The organism is Nostoc sp. NMS8 (assembly GCF_017115045.1).
Classification (GTDB): Bacteria; Cyanobacteriota; Cyanobacteriia; order Cyanobacteriales; family Nostocaceae; genus Nostoc.
The window spans coordinates 158742-175515 of record NZ_JABXKK010000068.1 but is presented as its reverse complement, the minus strand read 5'-3'; the positions used below and the strand labels follow the sequence as shown (position 1 = coordinate 175515).

Annotated in this window: 16 protein-coding genes; 3 read left to right on the top strand and 13 right to left on the bottom strand. The window is 42.1% G+C overall.

Features of this window, described 5'->3' with window-relative positions; all coding sequences use genetic code 11:
- The first annotated feature begins 379 nt into the window (after positions 1 to 379).
- Complete coding sequence (locus HWQ39_RS13575; protein WP_179067051.1) at positions 380 to 727, top strand: hypothetical protein; 348 nt, start codon at positions 380 to 382, stop codon at positions 725 to 727.
- Between the two features lie 83 nt (positions 728 to 810).
- On the opposite strand, the gene HWQ39_RS13570 is transcribed toward HWQ39_RS13575, so the two are convergent.
- The 7 genes from HWQ39_RS13570 to HWQ39_RS13540 all read right to left on the bottom strand — a co-directional run bounded on the left by HWQ39_RS13570 (position 811) and on the right by HWQ39_RS13540 (position 8696).
- A complete protein-coding gene (locus tag HWQ39_RS13570) occupies positions 811 to 1308 on the bottom strand; it encodes an FHA domain-containing protein (protein WP_292845427.1) in 498 nt (165 codons plus the stop codon).
- 223 nt (positions 1309 to 1531) lie between these two features.
- On the bottom strand, positions 1532 to 4012 hold the full coding sequence (locus HWQ39_RS13565) for a cation-translocating P-type ATPase (protein ID WP_292845425.1): 2481 nt from the start codon (positions 4010 to 4012) through the stop codon (positions 1532 to 1534).
- A gap of 483 nt (positions 4013 to 4495) precedes the next feature.
- Positions 4496 to 4771 (bottom strand): NINE protein, encoded by a 276-nt coding sequence (locus HWQ39_RS13560; protein WP_292845422.1) that lies wholly within the window; start codon positions 4769 to 4771, stop codon positions 4496 to 4498.
- A gap of 298 nt (positions 4772 to 5069) precedes the next feature.
- Positions 5070 to 5219: a hypothetical protein gene (locus HWQ39_RS13555; RefSeq protein ID WP_292845419.1), complete on the bottom strand. Its 150-nt coding sequence runs from the start codon at positions 5217 to 5219 to the stop codon at positions 5070 to 5072.
- Positions 5220 to 5540: 321 nt separating this feature from the next.
- Positions 5541 to 7115: a CPBP family intramembrane glutamic endopeptidase gene (locus HWQ39_RS13550; protein WP_292845416.1), complete on the bottom strand. Its 1575-nt coding sequence runs from the start codon at positions 7113 to 7115 to the stop codon at positions 5541 to 5543.
- Positions 7116 to 7129: 14 nt separating this feature from the next.
- Positions 7130 to 7279, bottom strand: coding sequence for a hypothetical protein (locus tag HWQ39_RS13545; protein ID WP_292845414.1), 150 nt, complete (start codon positions 7277 to 7279; stop codon positions 7130 to 7132).
- Between the two features lie 148 nt (positions 7280 to 7427).
- A complete protein-coding gene (locus HWQ39_RS13540) occupies positions 7428 to 8696 on the bottom strand; it encodes a bifunctional sterol desaturase/short chain dehydrogenase (RefSeq protein WP_292845411.1) in 1269 nt (422 codons plus the stop codon).
- Positions 8697 to 8931: 235 nt separating this feature from the next.
- Between HWQ39_RS13540 and HWQ39_RS13535 the strand changes: the two genes are divergently transcribed.
- Both HWQ39_RS13535 and HWQ39_RS13530 read left to right on the top strand, forming a co-directional pair.
- The gene (locus HWQ39_RS13535; protein WP_292845408.1) at positions 8932 to 9180 is read left to right on the top strand and encodes a hypothetical protein; all 249 of its coding nucleotides are present in this window, start codon (positions 8932 to 8934) and stop codon (positions 9178 to 9180) included.
- A gap of 681 nt (positions 9181 to 9861) precedes the next feature.
- A complete protein-coding gene (locus tag HWQ39_RS13530) occupies positions 9862 to 11532 on the top strand; it encodes an MBL fold metallo-hydrolase (RefSeq protein ID WP_292845405.1) in 1671 nt (556 codons plus the stop codon).
- A 58-nt stretch (positions 11533 to 11590) separates the two neighbouring features.
- Here the strand turns inward: HWQ39_RS13530 and HWQ39_RS13525 are convergent, their stop codons facing one another.
- The 6 genes from HWQ39_RS13525 to HWQ39_RS13500 all read right to left on the bottom strand — a co-directional run bounded on the left by HWQ39_RS13525 (position 11591) and on the right by HWQ39_RS13500 (position 16699).
- The gene (locus HWQ39_RS13525) at positions 11591 to 11902 is read right to left on the bottom strand and encodes a DUF6679 family protein (RefSeq protein ID WP_012408115.1); all 312 of its coding nucleotides are present in this window, start codon (positions 11900 to 11902) and stop codon (positions 11591 to 11593) included.
- Between the two features lie 704 nt (positions 11903 to 12606).
- Positions 12607 to 12867 carry a hypothetical protein gene (locus HWQ39_RS13520; RefSeq protein ID WP_292845402.1) on the bottom strand — a complete coding sequence of 87 codons (261 nt, stop codon included), beginning with the start codon at positions 12865 to 12867 and terminating at the stop codon, positions 12607 to 12609.
- A gap of 267 nt (positions 12868 to 13134) precedes the next feature.
- Positions 13135 to 13923 (bottom strand): Nif3-like dinuclear metal center hexameric protein, encoded by a 789-nt coding sequence (locus HWQ39_RS13515; protein ID WP_292845400.1) that lies wholly within the window; start codon positions 13921 to 13923, stop codon positions 13135 to 13137.
- Positions 13924 to 13955: 32 nt separating this feature from the next.
- The gene (locus HWQ39_RS13510; protein WP_292845397.1) at positions 13956 to 14705 is read right to left on the bottom strand and encodes a hypothetical protein; all 750 of its coding nucleotides are present in this window, start codon (positions 14703 to 14705) and stop codon (positions 13956 to 13958) included.
- 281 nt (positions 14706 to 14986) lie between these two features.
- On the bottom strand, positions 14987 to 15400 hold the full coding sequence (locus tag HWQ39_RS13505; RefSeq protein WP_292845394.1) for a secondary thiamine-phosphate synthase enzyme YjbQ: 414 nt from the start codon (positions 15398 to 15400) through the stop codon (positions 14987 to 14989).
- Between the two features lie 216 nt (positions 15401 to 15616).
- On the bottom strand, positions 15617 to 16699 hold the full coding sequence (locus HWQ39_RS13500; RefSeq protein ID WP_292845392.1) for a glycosyl transferase: 1083 nt from the start codon (positions 16697 to 16699) through the stop codon (positions 15617 to 15619).
- Between the last annotated feature and the right edge of the window lie 75 nt (positions 16700 to 16774).

The following is a 16774-nucleotide window of genomic DNA, read 5'->3' as shown; positions in this document are numbered from 1 at the left end:
TTATTGTAAAGTTTTTGATCGAGCTTTCAGCTTACGGCACTTTCCTTGTCCATAGAACGATGTTGTTAAGAAGGCAGGAGGAAGAAGGCAGGAGGCAGGAGGAATCCTCATAAATTCAGGGGATTTAGCAAGGACGCTGTTAATATACCCTGTACCACTTGTTATACATATTTTTTTGTTTTTCATAAATAAATTTAGAGGCTTTAAACCCTTTTGGCAGAGGGAAAAATTCTTTTCTAAAACCTTCTGCCTTCAGCAAGAACTGCCCTCTGCCTTTCCGATAATGCCTGATCTCAAAAACTTTGCTTTGTTAATGACTATCTGTTTAGATGCTTCGGTATTATAGGATGGACGGAGTGTTGCAAGGCGTGGGGCTATTATGGCTCGCTATACCTGTTCATTTGTTGTTTCTGTTCCTAGTGACCATCTGTTGCCGTTACTTGTAGAACTTCTACAGGACTGTCAGTTGGATATTCAATACCACACGGGCGATTACATTATCGCTCGTCAAGTTCCTGGCAATGTTCCTTTTCCTAAATTGGTAACAGTAGAAGTACTGATTGACAAATCAAAATCTACTGAAACAGAAACCCGGATGAGTATTGTGATTAAAAACGAAGAACTACCACTTCAATTAGATAATTACTGCCGACAAATGTTTGAATTTATCAAGCAGGCTATTGAAAATAGCCGCCATTGGCATTTGATTGAAAGTCTTGCAGGATAAGCTTTGGTGATTGAATTGACACTCTCACTGCTTAAAACTGTGGGAATGTCAGACTGTGATTGTTAGTGATTGGTAGTTATAATTCACTCTCCTATATCCTCTAAATCCTCGGCCATACCGGGGTTTATTAGTGTAATGTCGTATTCACTCGAATCTGTTTGTCCTAAACGCTGAGTGTTTCTTAAAAGGTAATAAATGGCACGTACTTGAGGACCAAAAACGATCTCGTCTTCATTTTTGAGGTCGTGGGCTGGTATCTTGCGTCCATTAATCATCAAACCGTTAGAACTAGGCTTACCTTTGACATCGCCATCTACAATCCGGTAATAGTAGCTATGACTATTATGCTCTCGTGGCAATCTCACTAATGTGGCATGGCGGCGGGAGACAAATTGCGACATCAAACGGATATTACATTCGCGATCTCTACCGATAGAGTAGACGGGGTGCTCTAGAGAAAATTCTTTGCGACCTTGATCGTCTTCAATAATCAGTAGATGGTTTTCATTGGTTTCTGCTGCCATTGACAAATCGGTGGAACTATAATTGATCAAGATTTGTTTAGTATCGTATCCTGTCATTTTCGCGCACCATAAATCTGTGGTGCTGATCTAAATAAGCTTTAAAACTGCATAATACCTTGAAAGAGTAGAACATGTCCGTTCTACTCCAGTAGCTATGATAGCTTTGGTAAGTCTCTAAAAAAGGTTTGTGAGCCGATAAAACTTAAATACCGACTCAGTTTAACTAGATATGGGAGTGACCAAGATTAGTGTTGGGAAATTTTACGTGTAAGCGAATATTCTAAGGGTGATGAGCTAATCGCCGTAATAATATTGAGTTGGTGACGACGCTCACAGAGCTAAAAGCCATTAATGCAGCAGCACCAGATGGGTTCAGGACAAAACCTAAACTAGGGAATAAAACACCTGCTGCTAAAGGAATGCCAACTGTATTATATGCAAAAGCCCAGAATAAATTTTGGCGGATTTTGTTGAAGGTAGCACGACTCAGCTGAATAGATTCGACGACATCGTTTAAGCGATCGCGCATTAAAATAATTTCAGCAGTTTCCATCGCTACATCTGTCCCAGAGTGTAAAGCAATTCCTACATCTGCTTGAGATAAAGCTGGAGCATCGTTAATTCCATCTCCCACCATTGCGACAACGGATTTGGAATTGGAAATTGGGGATTGGGAATTGGGAAGAATTTTTCCTAGTCCCCAGTCCCTAGCCCCCAGTCCCTCCTTCTGAAGAGACTGTATTGCAGCCGCTTTTTTAGCTGGGGGGACACCTGCGATGACATCAGCGCTGTCTAATCCTAGTTGTTTGGCTATGGCGCTAGCGGCTTCTAGGCGATCGCCACTGAGCAACATTACCCGTAAGCCCATCTGACGCAATTTGTCTACGGTTGATTGGGCATCTGGTCTGAGGGTATCAGAAACACCAATTAATCCGGCTAAAGTTCCCCCAATTGCTACACAAACGACTGTTTTACCATCTGTTGCCAAATCCTGTGCTACCTGTTGTGCAGTTTCACTAATGGGAATGCCGTGCCAACTCAACCAGTCCCAGTTACCCAATAGCACAACTGTATTATCTACCACAGCAGATACCCCTAATCCCGGTTCCGTATGAAAGTCCACAGCTTTTGGAATAGATAACTGTTGTCGCTGTGCTTCTTGCTGAATCGCTTTTGCTAGGGGATGGTGAGTACCGCTTTCTACGGCTGCTGCTAGTTGAATTAGGGATTGGGCATTGTTTTCCTGCTCCTTTGCCTTTTCCCCAGTCCTCAATTGCTCAATTAACAGACAATCTGTAACGATGGGATTACCCGTAGTCAAAGTACCTGTTTTATCAAAAACTACGGTGTCTAGCTGGTGTACTTTTTCTAAAACGTCGCCACCTTTGATTAATAGACCCCGTTCTGCACCCATAGCAGTGCCGACAAGAATGGCTGTCGGTGTAGCAAGTCCTAAAGCACACGGACAGGCGACTACCATCACTGCGATGGCTAGTTTTAAACTAATTAATAAAGGGGAGTGGGGAGCTTCATCTGTAGCGTGGTTCATCATTTCCATACCACCAGACATGGTGATATCAGTCCAGATGTGAGTACCGAAAAAGTACCAAAAGATAAATGTTAATACAGATGCCGTCAGCACCCCGTAGGTAAAGTAACCTGCTACTGTATCTGCTAATTTTTGTACTGGGGCTTTCCGAGTTTGGGCAGCTTCTACTAGGGCGACAATTTGAGCTAGAGTTGTATCACTTCCAATACGGGTTGCCTGAATAGCGATCGCTCCTGATTGGTTTAGCGTCCCCCCTGTCACTATATCCCCTGGTTGCTTAATTACTGGCACGGCTTCCCCGGTCAGCATTGACTCATCGACTGTTGTTTGACCAACAACCACTTCACCATCAACGGGGATTTTATCACCTGGCAGCACTTGTAACCATTCACCGACACGTACCTGTTCCGCAGGAATTTCTATACTAGAAGAACCCGCTCCAACTTTATCTGGATTGGCAATCAATCGCGCTAAAACTGGCTGGAGTGCTAGCAATTTTCTAAATGCGGCGGCGGCGCGACCTCTAGCTTGTTGCTCTAACGTCCTTCCTAAGAGAATAAAGCCCAACATCATTACTGGTTCGTCAAAGAAGCACTCCCAACCCATTTTGGGAAACAGCAGTGCTATTAAACTAGCAATGTAGGCAGTGAGTGTTCCTAATCCCACTAGAGTGTTCATGTTGGGTGCATTTCGCCGCCACCCCAGCCAGCCATCTACTAAAATCGGGCGACCGGGAATTAATAGCGCCACTGTCGCTAGTCCACAGTGAAACCAGATGTTATTTAGCACTGGCAGCACTGAGCTACCAAGATTACCAAAATGTCCACTTCCCGACAATAACAGCAACACCGCAGCGATCGCTAACTGTCTTACCGAAGATTGCATTTCGCGGCGTTGGCGTTCTGCTGGGTCTGGTAAGGTAGATATCTCACCTGTTACTGTGCCACTAGCTTGTCGGGGTTGAGTCGGGAATCCAACGCCTGTTAATCGCTGTGCCAGTGCATCTGCATCTACTGCACCAACTTCTGACTCTACAACTGCTACCTCTGTGGCCAGGTTGACACAAGCACTCTTAACTCCTGGATGTTGGGTTAGCTGTCGCTCTACTGCATTCACACACCCAGCACACTTCATGCCCCCAACATCGAGAATAATTTTCTCTAGAATTGGTTCAAGTTCTGGGACTAGCTTAGTTTTCGGGACAAGTTGCATGGCAAGTGTTTAGATTCGCTACAGAAATTCAACGCCTGACTAAAAGCGTCTCTAATTTGAGCGTAGGCGAAATATCGAACTACGACTGAACGTCAACCATATTAAAATTATTAATTTATCGTATTTCGCTGAGGATTAACGACGGCTCCAACGTAGATAAGTTATATAAATAATAGCTCCAACCTGTATTGGCATCAGCACAATTAGGCTTTTTAAAAAATAGTTGACTTCCAAATTAGACATAGCACTGAAATATCCTAAGCCCAACACGAGGAACATCACTGAGGTAAGATGTTTAGGTTTAAGAGTCAGCATATAAGTATAAATAAGTGCTGTGTATACAGCAGGGAATAGGGTGGACGGGTTTCCCAGCATAAAGGAACTGGCACGGGGTATGAATCCCACCTAATTGTTCCTTCTATCTTCTGCCTCCTTCAAGAGATTTTTTACCAATTTACATGTATCAAATTTACCGGAAAACTACTAAAACCAGCCCTGCTTTTTCAGAAAGTAGGTATTTACGAATTTTTCAGGGGGCTGGTTCAAGTAGATCATGCCTTCAACTAAACCTACAAGCTGCATAACTAACAAGGCAATGCCGTAGGTGAAAGAACCCCCAACTACAGAAATCACTAACATGATAAAGCCTTCCGCAGCGTATCCTAGAATAAACTTATGAACTCCAAATGCTCCCAGGATAATGCCACAGTAACCAGATAGAAGTTGCTTGGTGGGGTGACTGGGGTTGAGATTTGCCATAATATTAAGTGTTGCTCCTTGATAAGTGAGTATAAAAATAAAGTCTTTATTGTAATGAAGGCAAATACGTTTACTTACTCAAATAAATAGATTTTTAATTTTTTCAGTATGAGTCAGCCTCAAGACGAATAACCAAAATCAGCGTGTTTTTATTTCAGAGGGAACGCTAATGAAAATTTGGCGTTCCTTCATCACGATCGCAACTCTGGTGCAGCAGTTTTGCAGATTTTTAGGTAAGACATTGATCTTGAGAACAATGAACCTCAGTAATCAGCAAAAGCTACTACATCACAACTTTTTACAAGTCCATCAGTATTGTTTCCGGATTTTTTTGGCGTAGGCGTAGCCCGTCGTAGACATCGCTAGCGGGTGTGAAATGCCATCGCACCAATGAAAAACCCAACTGTGTGGCTAGTAAAAATCTAGAAGCGCAAGAGGCATCTTCCACTTCTTTCTAACCCCTTTTTAGTTCCCGATCTCCACTTCAACGAGCGCAAAACGGAATTGCAATCCAATTTATGACAGCTAAAAATGGTTCGGGAAGACAATTAACATCTCGAAAATGGATAAAATCATCCGAATGAGAATAAATGCTTAACTAGATAGTTTGTTGCCTATGTTAATAGCATTCTTTGATTTGCTTTTGCCACGATCTCAATTTGGTTTTCAGGCAGTATTTATACCTGAACCAATTGCAACTAGTTAATTGTCTCTACTTATGGAGATAAAAGCAAATATTTAGGTTTTGAGCAACAGTATTATCTTAGTACTAATTACTACCTAAAACAAATAAGCTTAATAGTGTACCACTATTCCAGAGACTATGGAGAAGCATGGGAGCGAGGAGGTTACGCGATCGCGTGTAAACTACTCCCAAGACAATCCCTAATGCCGTCAGTGGCAGAATTTCTGACAAGCTGAGGTGAGCGATCGCAAACAACAAACTACTGATCAGAATCGCTCCCCACACAGGTAAGTAACGAGTCAGAGAGGGTAACAAAAAGCCACGAAACAGAATTTCTTCAAAAAATGGCGCTGCGATCGCGGCTGTGGAGAAAAATATGCCAAGTGCTACACCGTCTTGGCTTTCTAGGGCTAGTTGCAACAAGGGATTACTACCACCCTGTCCTTGCCATAGCTGTTGATTAATCAAAGATACCACCACAACTATAGGTAAAGCCGTGCAATAGCCTCCCAGTCCCCACCAAAACCAATTATCTTGGAAACGGAAGCGAAACCAGAATTCTGGTAATGGAAAAAAGCGCTTGAGAGAAAAATACAGCACTAACAGCGCACCTAAGGCCACTAATAGGTAACTAACCAAGACCGAAAACGCCTGAAGTCGCACATCCACAATCGGACGCGGGATAGGTAGCACCGAGATTACCAAGGGTACAAAAATTTGCCCCATGAAGAAAAAGCCGATGATAAAAACCTGCAAAACTGTTTCACCATCCCAAGGCGTTGACCAAGGGATATCAGCATTTTGAGCTAATAACGAGGCTTTTCCTTTCAACAAGCGTTGAGCAAATAACAAAATCAGCAGTATTAAACCAATTAAAGCTGCCAAGGTGGGAATAGTGCCAATAACCGCCAATTTCAACACAGCTTGAGCCGATGATTCTTGTTGTGCAGCTTTTACTGCTGATAAAGCATCTTGTCGTTGCTGGAGTTGGTATAACTTAACCAAAGCAGTAGAGCGAAACCAACCTTCTAAATTCCTCTGAATCGGTTCTTGAGCATTTGGGAGGAGGCGAGGAGGATTGCTCCACAGTCCACTTAATACAGCAGCAGTTTGTCCAAATTCTGGATTGATATCTGAGCGTTGTTGTAATTCGCTCCAAGTCTTGGAGGCTGTATCCGTTTGTCCTTGCTGTGCTTGTAAAATTCCCAGGCGTAAATCTAATTCAGCGAGTAATTTTTGTAATTGCTTGAGGGATTGCTGTAACGATTGCTTTCCCTGTCTAGAGGTTTTAGTCGGGGGAGGAACCTCCGGTAGAGGTTTCGGAGGTGTGGGAGTTATTTCAGCTTGAGAGCGTAATTCTGCAAGTTGATTATTAACTTTGTCTAAATTAGCTTGAACTGATTGACGCGCCTCCTGATACTGCTTTGCAGCATTCTCCAGGGGTTGCTCACCAAGTATTGCTTCCCGAATCGCCTGGAGATTGTCATCGTTGCTATCTTCTGATTGCCAAGCTTGGGCTTGTAAAGCAATATTGGTTTGGTATAATTCCAGGCGACTTTGAAATTGAGGTTCTTGCCAACTACCGAATAAAGCCGAAACTGCCAACAGAACTGCTATCGGCGTCAGTACAAAAAATAAAACCAATCGCTTGAGTGTCATCTATCCCCCTTTGACTAACCAGTGAGGAGCGTGTCCCCCTTGGGAATTATCGCATTGAAGAAGAATTCAGGAGTCAGAATCAAGACGCGACTCGAAAATACTCGCTCTAAGCGTTCGCGCAGCGTCTCGTAGAGAAGGCTTTGCGCTGCGCTATCAAAATTCATTCTGTTAGCGGATAGCTAAGGTTTAGCCCATTCTGGCTCCTGACTCCTGAATTCTGTTTTGATAAAAAGTGAGAGGTGGGTAAATATCATCAATTGGGGCACTGTGGAAAGCTAAAAATGTTAATCAAGTGCTTTGTATGTGTTGTGGCTATTGTTTGCTTAAGTCAGGTTCACTTTTCGCTGTCCGGCTAAAAAGTCGATAGTATAGCGACGTACTAGTTTCCTTTAAGGGAAACAGCAGATAGGTGAGAGGATTTATTGCCACAATAATATTTCGGAAATCGCGCCGTGCCAAAAATAAGATCGCACGAGCAACTTGCTGTGCAGACATCACTCCATAAGGATTGAGTTGACTCTTAAACGGGCCAAGAATTAACTTGCGAATTACACAATCCCCATCCAAACGCTTGAGGGTAATAATATCCCCTAGCGATCGCTTGCTGAGTTCATAAAGCGGACTCAAGGCTGGAGAAACCTCAGCTTCAGAAGTGTTTACCCAAATTTCCTTCGTTGCTTTTGCTTGTGGGCCTGTGACAGTTGTCGAAAATATATCCATCAACCGCAATGCCGAAAAGGTATTCACCTCATAAGAGGAGTTAATAGCCTCCGGTGTGCGGCTGGTGTAAACATTGATTCCGTGATTGATAATTAAAATATCTACTTTCTCTAAGGTATTCCTCAAATCGGCTTCATTTCCCAACTGCCAGGGAACTACTTTCACTCCAACTTGCTCTCCTAATTTTTCTGGATTAGTTGTTAATGCCACGACTTTAGCATTATTTTTGACAAGTTCAGCCGCTAATGCTTGTCCCAATGCTCCTGATGCTCCGGTTAAAGCGATGGTTTTCCCCTTGAGAGACAATCCTGTACCCAGAATTTTATCTACTAAGGGAAAGACACCACTGTAATAAGCGTTGACATCATCAAAATGATGCCGCCAATGGTAAGACCGATTCACCCACCAAATAGATGGTATTGTCTCTAAAGGGCCGGGTAGATGGTTATAGTCTGTATCAATTTTTCCTTGAAAATACCGCACAGACGCACCATACAAGAAGGTGCAAGCATAAGCAACTCCCAACCATAACCCCATCTGCTGGATAATTAAAGCAATTACCAGCAATACCACAAGCAGTAGACTCGACTCTAAAATGTCGTGATATAGCTGGGATTCTTGATAAATTTTCAGAGAAACTATCGATAAATCGCGGCGGTAGGCGCTATGGTGCTTGTTATGCCATTTAGCAAGCCAATTGACTTTATGACACAAAGCATGATATATGTCTCTCAAAACCTCAGCTAGTAAAAGTGAAAAAAGTCCCCAACCAGCGAACTGTAAACTAGCATTTAGCCAAACCCAATTAATTTGTAATCTTGTCTCAATTCCAATCAAGTTGTCGGCTAGCATTTTTATCATGTTTGTCTATACTCGTTTTTCTTAATCATTCTTCATGATCCGATAAAGGTGCGTTAAGGTCGAGTCTAGAGCAATTAAAATCCAAATAGAGAGCAAGGCAAAAATAAGCAATGCCAAATTACGAATTACGTTAGCGCAACATTAGCAAGTATTCGAGCCTCATTACTAGAGTTGCTAGAAAAAATAAATAATAAATATTTAACTATATATTTGGTAATAACACGCTTTGTGCTTTTTGATTGGGCAATTTCTAGATGAGGATTTTTACAACAGAGCAAGCGATCGCGGGGTAATACATCATTTACGATATGGGAGCGTGTATGCAGGTAAATGTTATTACTACAACCTATTGGGATCACTGCTTGCACCGCAGGGTGTTTATGCTCAAAACACCGACACCACGAGTCAGGCATTCATGCGGGCTGCACCGACAGTGATGACATTCGACTACTTCGCTACGAAATGTAAGCAGGGTAGTGGCTGACGGAGTTAGCTGTGTACGCCGAAAGCAGTAACAAAACAATTAATGGAATTTTTAATTTTTAATTCGAGCGAAGCGAGTATCATTCCTAGTATTGATGGACAGGTGAACCGAAAGGTTCTACAATCTGACTGATTGCGGTAAATTTACCTATTGCCCAATCCATATAAGCATAGTAAAGATTTTCTAGTGATTCCGTTTGATTGCGGAAGCACTAAATTAATATAGGAAAGTCTTTGAGTAAAGGGCAGCAAACAAATGGATGTAAAGCTGATTCTAGCTGGATTAACAGTTATATTTACGCTTTCGTGCTTGTTTTTTGGCACGAAAAATGGATTCTATGATTCGGATAATTATCACGGCAATGGCTCCGCACATTGAGATAAGTCTGTAGACGCTTAATCGACTTCCCAGAGGATGAGTTGGCTAAGATAGCTCCGAAACTTGCAAAGGGAAAAGAAACAAGAGGCAAACTCCTTTGGTTTCTAGTTTGATAGCTTCTCGTTAGCCCACCTTTCCGAACCAGTGCGGGTTCGGTGGAAGCGTCCTCCCCAATCAAAAATCTGTGTTTTCAGGGTGTAGGGGCGCACGATAAAACTTACCCCTAAGTCACAAAACCAAAATTTGTGTAACTTTTGGCTTTTGGGATATGTCCATGATGATGAGGTTTGAGGGGAGGAGAGCATGAGGGATAATCTGTCGGCATCCTCTCGCGTAGATGCTGTGGAAGCGGGTAGTGAATTAGAATGTTTGCCCTATAGTGTCCAGCATGACAATGAGGGCGTGTGTTTATTGGTGAAGATGGGCCCACACCGCATTCTATTGGACTGCGGTTTGGAGGATATTTCATTGCTGGCTAAGGGTCTTACTAAGTCGGTAGTTGGAGCTAGTTTGCCCTTACCAGCAGATTTAGTTTTGATTAGTCACGCCCATCCAGATCACTCTAAAGGCATGCTGGCACTGCATAAAGCTTTTCCCAAGTTACCTATTTATGGTAGTGAGGTGACTAGCAAGTTGCTGCCGCTGAATTGGGTAGACGAAGATCCTGAGAAAATTTCCAAATTTTGTCATGCGCTGCCGTTGCGATCGCCTGTGGAACTCCAAGATGGTTTGGTCGCAGAATTATTTCCCGCAGGGCATTTACCAGGGGCAGTGGCAATTCTCCTTACCTACACTACCCAGCAGCGTACATACAAGCTACTGTATACAGGTGACTTTTTCTTATCGAACTCCCGGTTGGTAGAAGGTTTGCGTTTAGAGGAACTGCGGGGCTTAGATTTGGATGTGCTAATCATTGAAGGTAGTTATGGCACATCCCGTCATCCTCACCGCCGCAACCAAGAAAATCAACTAGCCGAGCGAATTAATCGAGCGATCGCTGACCATTGTTCTGTGATTCTTCCCACTCCGGCTTTAGGATTGGGTCAAGAATTATTAATGCTCTTGCGATCGCATCACCACTTCACCGGGCGAGATTTAGATATTTGGGTAGATGGTGCTGTTGCCACTGGGTGTGATGCCTACCTAGAACTACTACCCCACCTCCCCCCATCAGTACAGAATTTCGCCCGCCATCAACCCTTATTTTGGGATGAACGGGTACGTCCCCGCGTGCGTCGTTTGCAACCAGAACATCGTTCCAATGTGGGCAAGTCACCTTGTATTGTCCTCACCGACTCGACATCTGATTTAGGTGAACATTGCCGACTAGACACCGGCCCCTGGCTAATCCTGCTACCAGAAAAAATTGATATAAAAGTTAACAAAGAATATTTAGCACCTACCAGTCTTGAAACCTATTTATTGGCTCAACATAGTGACGGCCCTGGTACTACGCAGCTAATTCATAACTTGCGACCACAGCACGTCATTTTTGTCCACGGTTCTCCTGCCTACTTGGCAGACTTGACTAGCTTAGAGGAGTTGCAAAACCGCTACCATGTACATTCCCCAGCAGCTAACACCTTAGTAGAACTGCCTATCGGCGATACATTTTTACAACCGGCAGCACCAGAGACTAACTATGAAGGGGAATTGACAGAGTTGGGAACAGTAATCACAATCACCCTACCCAATGTGATTACTGCTGATCCGCGTTGGCGGCAATTTGCCGACACTGGTTTAATCGAAGCTCGTTGGCAAGGGGAAGAACTAGTGTTAAGGGGATTGTCTCAACGAGAACTCCTAAATCAAAATAGCGATCGCTATACATGGACAGATGTAGACTGTTGTGGTACTTGCCGACATCAAAGGGGGCAGCGGTGTTGGAATCCAGCTTCCCCATTGTATAACTTCAAAGTAACTCTCGAAGGTTACTGTCCTGCCTTTGAAAGTTTATCTAATCCTGAGTCCTGAATGCTCAACACTGAGTTAGGATTTTTTAACTCAGCACTCAGCACTCAGCACTGGTTATTTATTCTGGATTCGAGTCAGTGTAACGGTTGTGGATGCGCTCTGCTTCGGGACAATCTTCAGTCATCAGAGGTTCCACATTCCCGCGCGGTACTGAAGCCAATTTTTGCGTTACAGCACCAATGCTCTCAAGGCGAACCATTTCTTCCCAAGAACAAACTTCGTCCTCTTCTTCTGTTTCATAGCGTAGGGTAACTAAATCTCCCTCTATGTCTATGATGCGGGCGCGTTCAATCCAGCGTTGCTGGTCCCGCAAGAAAACACATACCTCGCGCCCATCGCAACACAGTTGATAAATCTTGCGGTGTAGCATGTATTGTTTCTGCCTTTTTAAACAACGTAGTTAAACCTGTCAAAATCTGGGTTCTACCCCATTACATTACACCTTTAAGAGGTTAATTTCACTCTTGAGAACAAGTACGCTTCATCATCCAATCCCAAGACTTGCTTCTAGTTGTCAAAATATCGGGAAATGTTTGGTAATGAATCAGTGTTTGCTCTCACAATGAACTAAGTCTCCCTCAGGCTCATTCTAGGGAATATCTGCTTCATCGAAGAAGTCAAAAATTCGGTACCTGTCCTAACCAGGTTTATATTTTTTAGTGAGTCATTCTTACCATTGTGTAATAAAGAATACTCCAAAACAATCGTTGATTGCGGTTGTTTAATTTGCCTACTTTTAATCATTGGCATTACTGGGAAGTCCGGGGACTTGCTTTTACTTTTACCCACTTGTATGTGATCTTAACTCATTCTCTTGCTGACCTTGATGGTTTTCTACAAGAACACCCAAAGAGTTTTGAATTTTTAAGATTTTTGCCTGATTATAACTAAGAAAAAGGCAACGGAGTTTGGGGAAAAGGCAGATAGACAAAAGAGATAAGGGGCAGAGGGTAAATACCCTGAGAAGATTGATTCTCTTCTGCTTCTTTTGTGGGGGTGTCAGCAAGATTTATCAACAGAGGCGGTTCTTGCTGTTCGTGCAGCGTGTCGTAGACAGGCTAGGAGATACCACAATCATCCAGGGTCAAATCCTCTCGGAGTTTGCTCATCCTGCCTCCTACCCCCTTCAACCGATAAAGGAAATTCCATAAGCACGTTCGACGAGGACGCTTCTCGTTTAATTTGACCTGCGCGAACTGCATTGTATAGGGATGCGAGAAAAGGCAAATCCTCTGACTGATAGCATTTGGTGGATAGCACTTGCTGGAGTAAACCCTCAGATTCAACACTAAGATATCCAGTTTCAAAAGCAGATTCAATGAGTGTGCGAATCATCTTGATTAGGGCAGAGTAAACAATTTATTATGTCAAGTGTGGAACATTTCTCTCGCTTGCTAATTGATATAGAACATTAATACTGTGTGATTAATATTACAGGCAAACAGTGATTCATATCACAGTGAATAGTATAAGTTTTGGATGCTCAGTACATTGATATACGGAGACGATTTGCATAAAGCCACCCTAGAAGCACGGGATTTTAAACCCAAATTTTCGATAACAGAGATAGAGTTTTAAGGCAGAATATTTAATAATCAGCAATCAAGCAAGAAACTGGCGGAAATCTTCATCTTTGTGACTTAATTGCACCCAATCTAGATTTAAGGACTGGAATTTTTGCACTAAGCGATCGCAAGCCGGACGTTCGGTAGCGTAATGTCCAGCATCGATTAAAATAAGATTGCAATCGCGGCTTTCTTGAAACTGATGAAATTTGCAGTCAGAAGTCAGATAAGCTTGAGCGCCAGTTTTGGCAACGGCTGAAATGTAACTAGCCCCTGAACCACCCAAAACAGCAACTCGTGAAATTGTTTGCCGTAAATCAGCAGTTGGGGAAAAAATTAAATTAGGGGGAGAAAGTCGGGTTTGAATGGTGGCGAGTAATTCCTGTAATGTCAGAAATGGCTCTAGCGAACCAACACGACCATATCCTAATCCTCCTTGTGTAGGTTCTATGGGAGTAACTTCTTTGAGTTCTAAAATCTGAGCTAAAACGTCAGCAGTCCCGTCTTGCACTTGGTCAAAATTCGTGTGAGCAGTGTAAATACCAATATTGTGGGTAAAAGCTAACCGTACCATTTCTGCGATCGCTTCACCAGTGCGTAAAGATTTGAGAGGATTAAAAATTAATGGATGATGGGCGAATATCAGATTAGCATTTTCTGCGATCGCTTCCTGCATTACCGCCAAAGTTGGTGTCAAACACACTAAAACCCGTGCTTTTTCTGGTAAAACTCCTGGTTCAATTTGCCAACCACAATTATCCCAACTTTCACACCAAGCGGGATTTGCCCATGCTTCAAACCAAGTAATTAAATCAGCAATTTTCATAATTATTTTCTTCAGCAATTTTTAATTGCTCATCAGTGTCTCTGTGGTTGAATATTTAATTTTAATGCTAATTGCTGGCGCATTTCTTGGAAAGGTTTGTTCCACACAGGGCTAGCATTCCAGTTCCATACTGCTACTGGAATAAGTTGTTCTTCAGCAAGATAAGTTAACAGACGGTATTCATCTTTTGGTTCACGAGAAAAGGTGAAGGGGTTACGGTAGCCTGTATCACAAAGTTTATAAGATACGACTTGACCATGATTAATCCGTTGTAAAAGTTCCTTACCTTTGACGAGCAAATAATCAAAAAAAATTAGACTAAAAGGCTCTATATGTGCGCGATTCTGTGGCTCTTTTTGTACCCATCTTGCCCACTCAAATCCATATATAAAATCATGAACATAACGGAAGCGCATTTCCGTTTTATTTCCGAACATCTCCGTCAAAGAAACCATCTTTGCACCAAAGGTTTTTAAGAATTGAACAGCGCCTTCATCTGCGGTTAAAGCCTGTCTAAGCATACTACTTACAAGAAAATCAAAATCCCAGAAGATATTTTCTGGGAAGTTTTCCAATTGAGTACGAACGATACTTTCGAGAGTTTCCTGGAGGGTTATGATAATTTTAATACCAGTGTTTTCTTCAGTAATGAAATTTCCCAATTCTGCAAAACTGGTAATTAATGTCTTTTCGGGACTAAGTGACAATAAGTTAACAGACTGCTGGGCAAGTATTTCATCAATAAATTGAAAATTATGAGTTTGTATCAGTTTTTGCTTCATAGAAATAGCGCACACAGCTTACACTAAATATTAGTGTATATCGGCATAAGTAGATTATTTAATAATCACAAATAAACTTAACTTTTGAATTTACAAATATACACGAATTATTTAGTATGTGTCTGGTTACTTTTGTATCAATAATTTTTATAATAAAGGTATCGCGGCAAAATTTATTTAATGCATATCACCACGAGTTAAGGAGATTATACCCAAAACTTAGGCAGTATAACCAGAGTATTTAAACTCTATCTAATTCTTAAATAAAACTTGGAAATTGGCTATCCAGAAATGTGAATCACCAATTCTCTAGAATGACTACGCTGGCGGTGTTCCCAAATATAAATTCCCTGCCAAGTTCCTAGTACCAAATGACCACGATTAATGGGGATATGTTCAGAAGTATGGGTAAGTGCAGTACGGATATGTGCTGGCATATCATCGGGGCCTTCTGCATCGTGAATGTATTTGCCTGCTTCTGGGACGAGTTTCGCCATAAAATTAGCTAGATCCACAAGAACATCAGGATCGGCATTTTCTTGGATAACTAAACTGGCTGAAGTATGGCGTAAAAATAAAGTACAAAGACCAGTTTCAACTCCCGATTCTGCAACTGCGGCTGCAATTTTTGCAGTGATGTTATAAAAAGATTTGCCAGTTGTGGAAATTTTTAGTAACTTTTGGTAGTGAGTCATTTCACACAGTAATTATTGATGACAGTAAAAGCTAGTTAGCAGTTCAATCTACTTAATTTGGTTGTTGGTTTGCCCTTGGTTGATCACTAGATTGAGTACGGTTATTATAAATCTTTCTGAAGTCAGCTAACATCTGTAAATTGTATTCTTGAGACGTAGATTTATTTATCTATGGTTAGAGATCGTATGATTACATTGATGTTACTTTGAATAACTTTATTTTGTCTGTAAATAATTGATCACAGCTTTAGCGATCGCTTCATTACCATCCTTAGCAATTGGTTGAGATTGCTTTGCTAGTTGGGGTAACTCATGGAGAAAATTCCAAGTCCCTTGAAAAAACTCAGATGGGGTGATGATTTGATGCTGGTTGTAATTAGTTATACCTTCTACGATAAAAGTTGCTTCGGCAAAGTCTTCGCGCGGTATGGTGACAATTGGTACTCCTAGTATTGTGGCTTCAGAAAAAGTACTGTACCCAGGTTTAGAGACAACTCGCGCACAAAGAGGCATAAAATCTACAGGGCGGTATTTGCGATTGCTAATTTTCACTAAATTAGGTAAATCAGGTGCAGATTGATCGAATACGATAAATTGCCAATCTGGAAATTCCCCCAAGTTATGATAAGGGATTTGCTGTAAACCCAAGCCGCCAAAGGTCAACAAAATAGTTTTTTCGACTGGTGCAGTTATCCCCCAAAGAGAACGTAAATCATCAGCAGAGTAACGAGGGTAACCGCCTGTTAAGCCGACATCTGTGATATTATTAAAAGCTGGCATTGGTTCATGGAAAGGGAGACGAAACAGGCGATCGCACTTTGAATACCAATCACTAATCCAATCTGCAACTGCGGTAAATTCGCCTCCCCAATCCCGGTAGATCAAGTCCCAGCCAAAGTTACTCATCATCCAGCAGGGAATATTTGCAGCTTTGGCAAACCCAGGAGCAAGGAAGGGAATATCTGCCAAAATGAGATTAACGCGATTTTGGCGGATGAAATTTACTTCTGAGGCAATCAGCGAATTTTGATGCTTCTTAATATCGAGCAATTTTTCTAAAGTCGCTACTTTATCCATTGTCAAACTATCCGTTTGCACCACACCCAAATCAAATGCACGGGGACGATAAATAAAATCACCTTGTATGTAGCACTCTAGCAACCAGCGTGGGGCAGTACTCGCCAGAATTAGCAGAACCTCTGGACATAATTTTTGAATGGTTGCAGCTACAGAAGCCGTGCGGGTAGCATGACCAAAGCCGTGGTTAGTTATGGCTATGTATAAGATTGGACGTTCCATTTTTATGTTAGGAGTTAGGAGTTAGGAGTTAAAATCATAATTTCCAGACTTATAACTTACAACTCCTAAACTTTT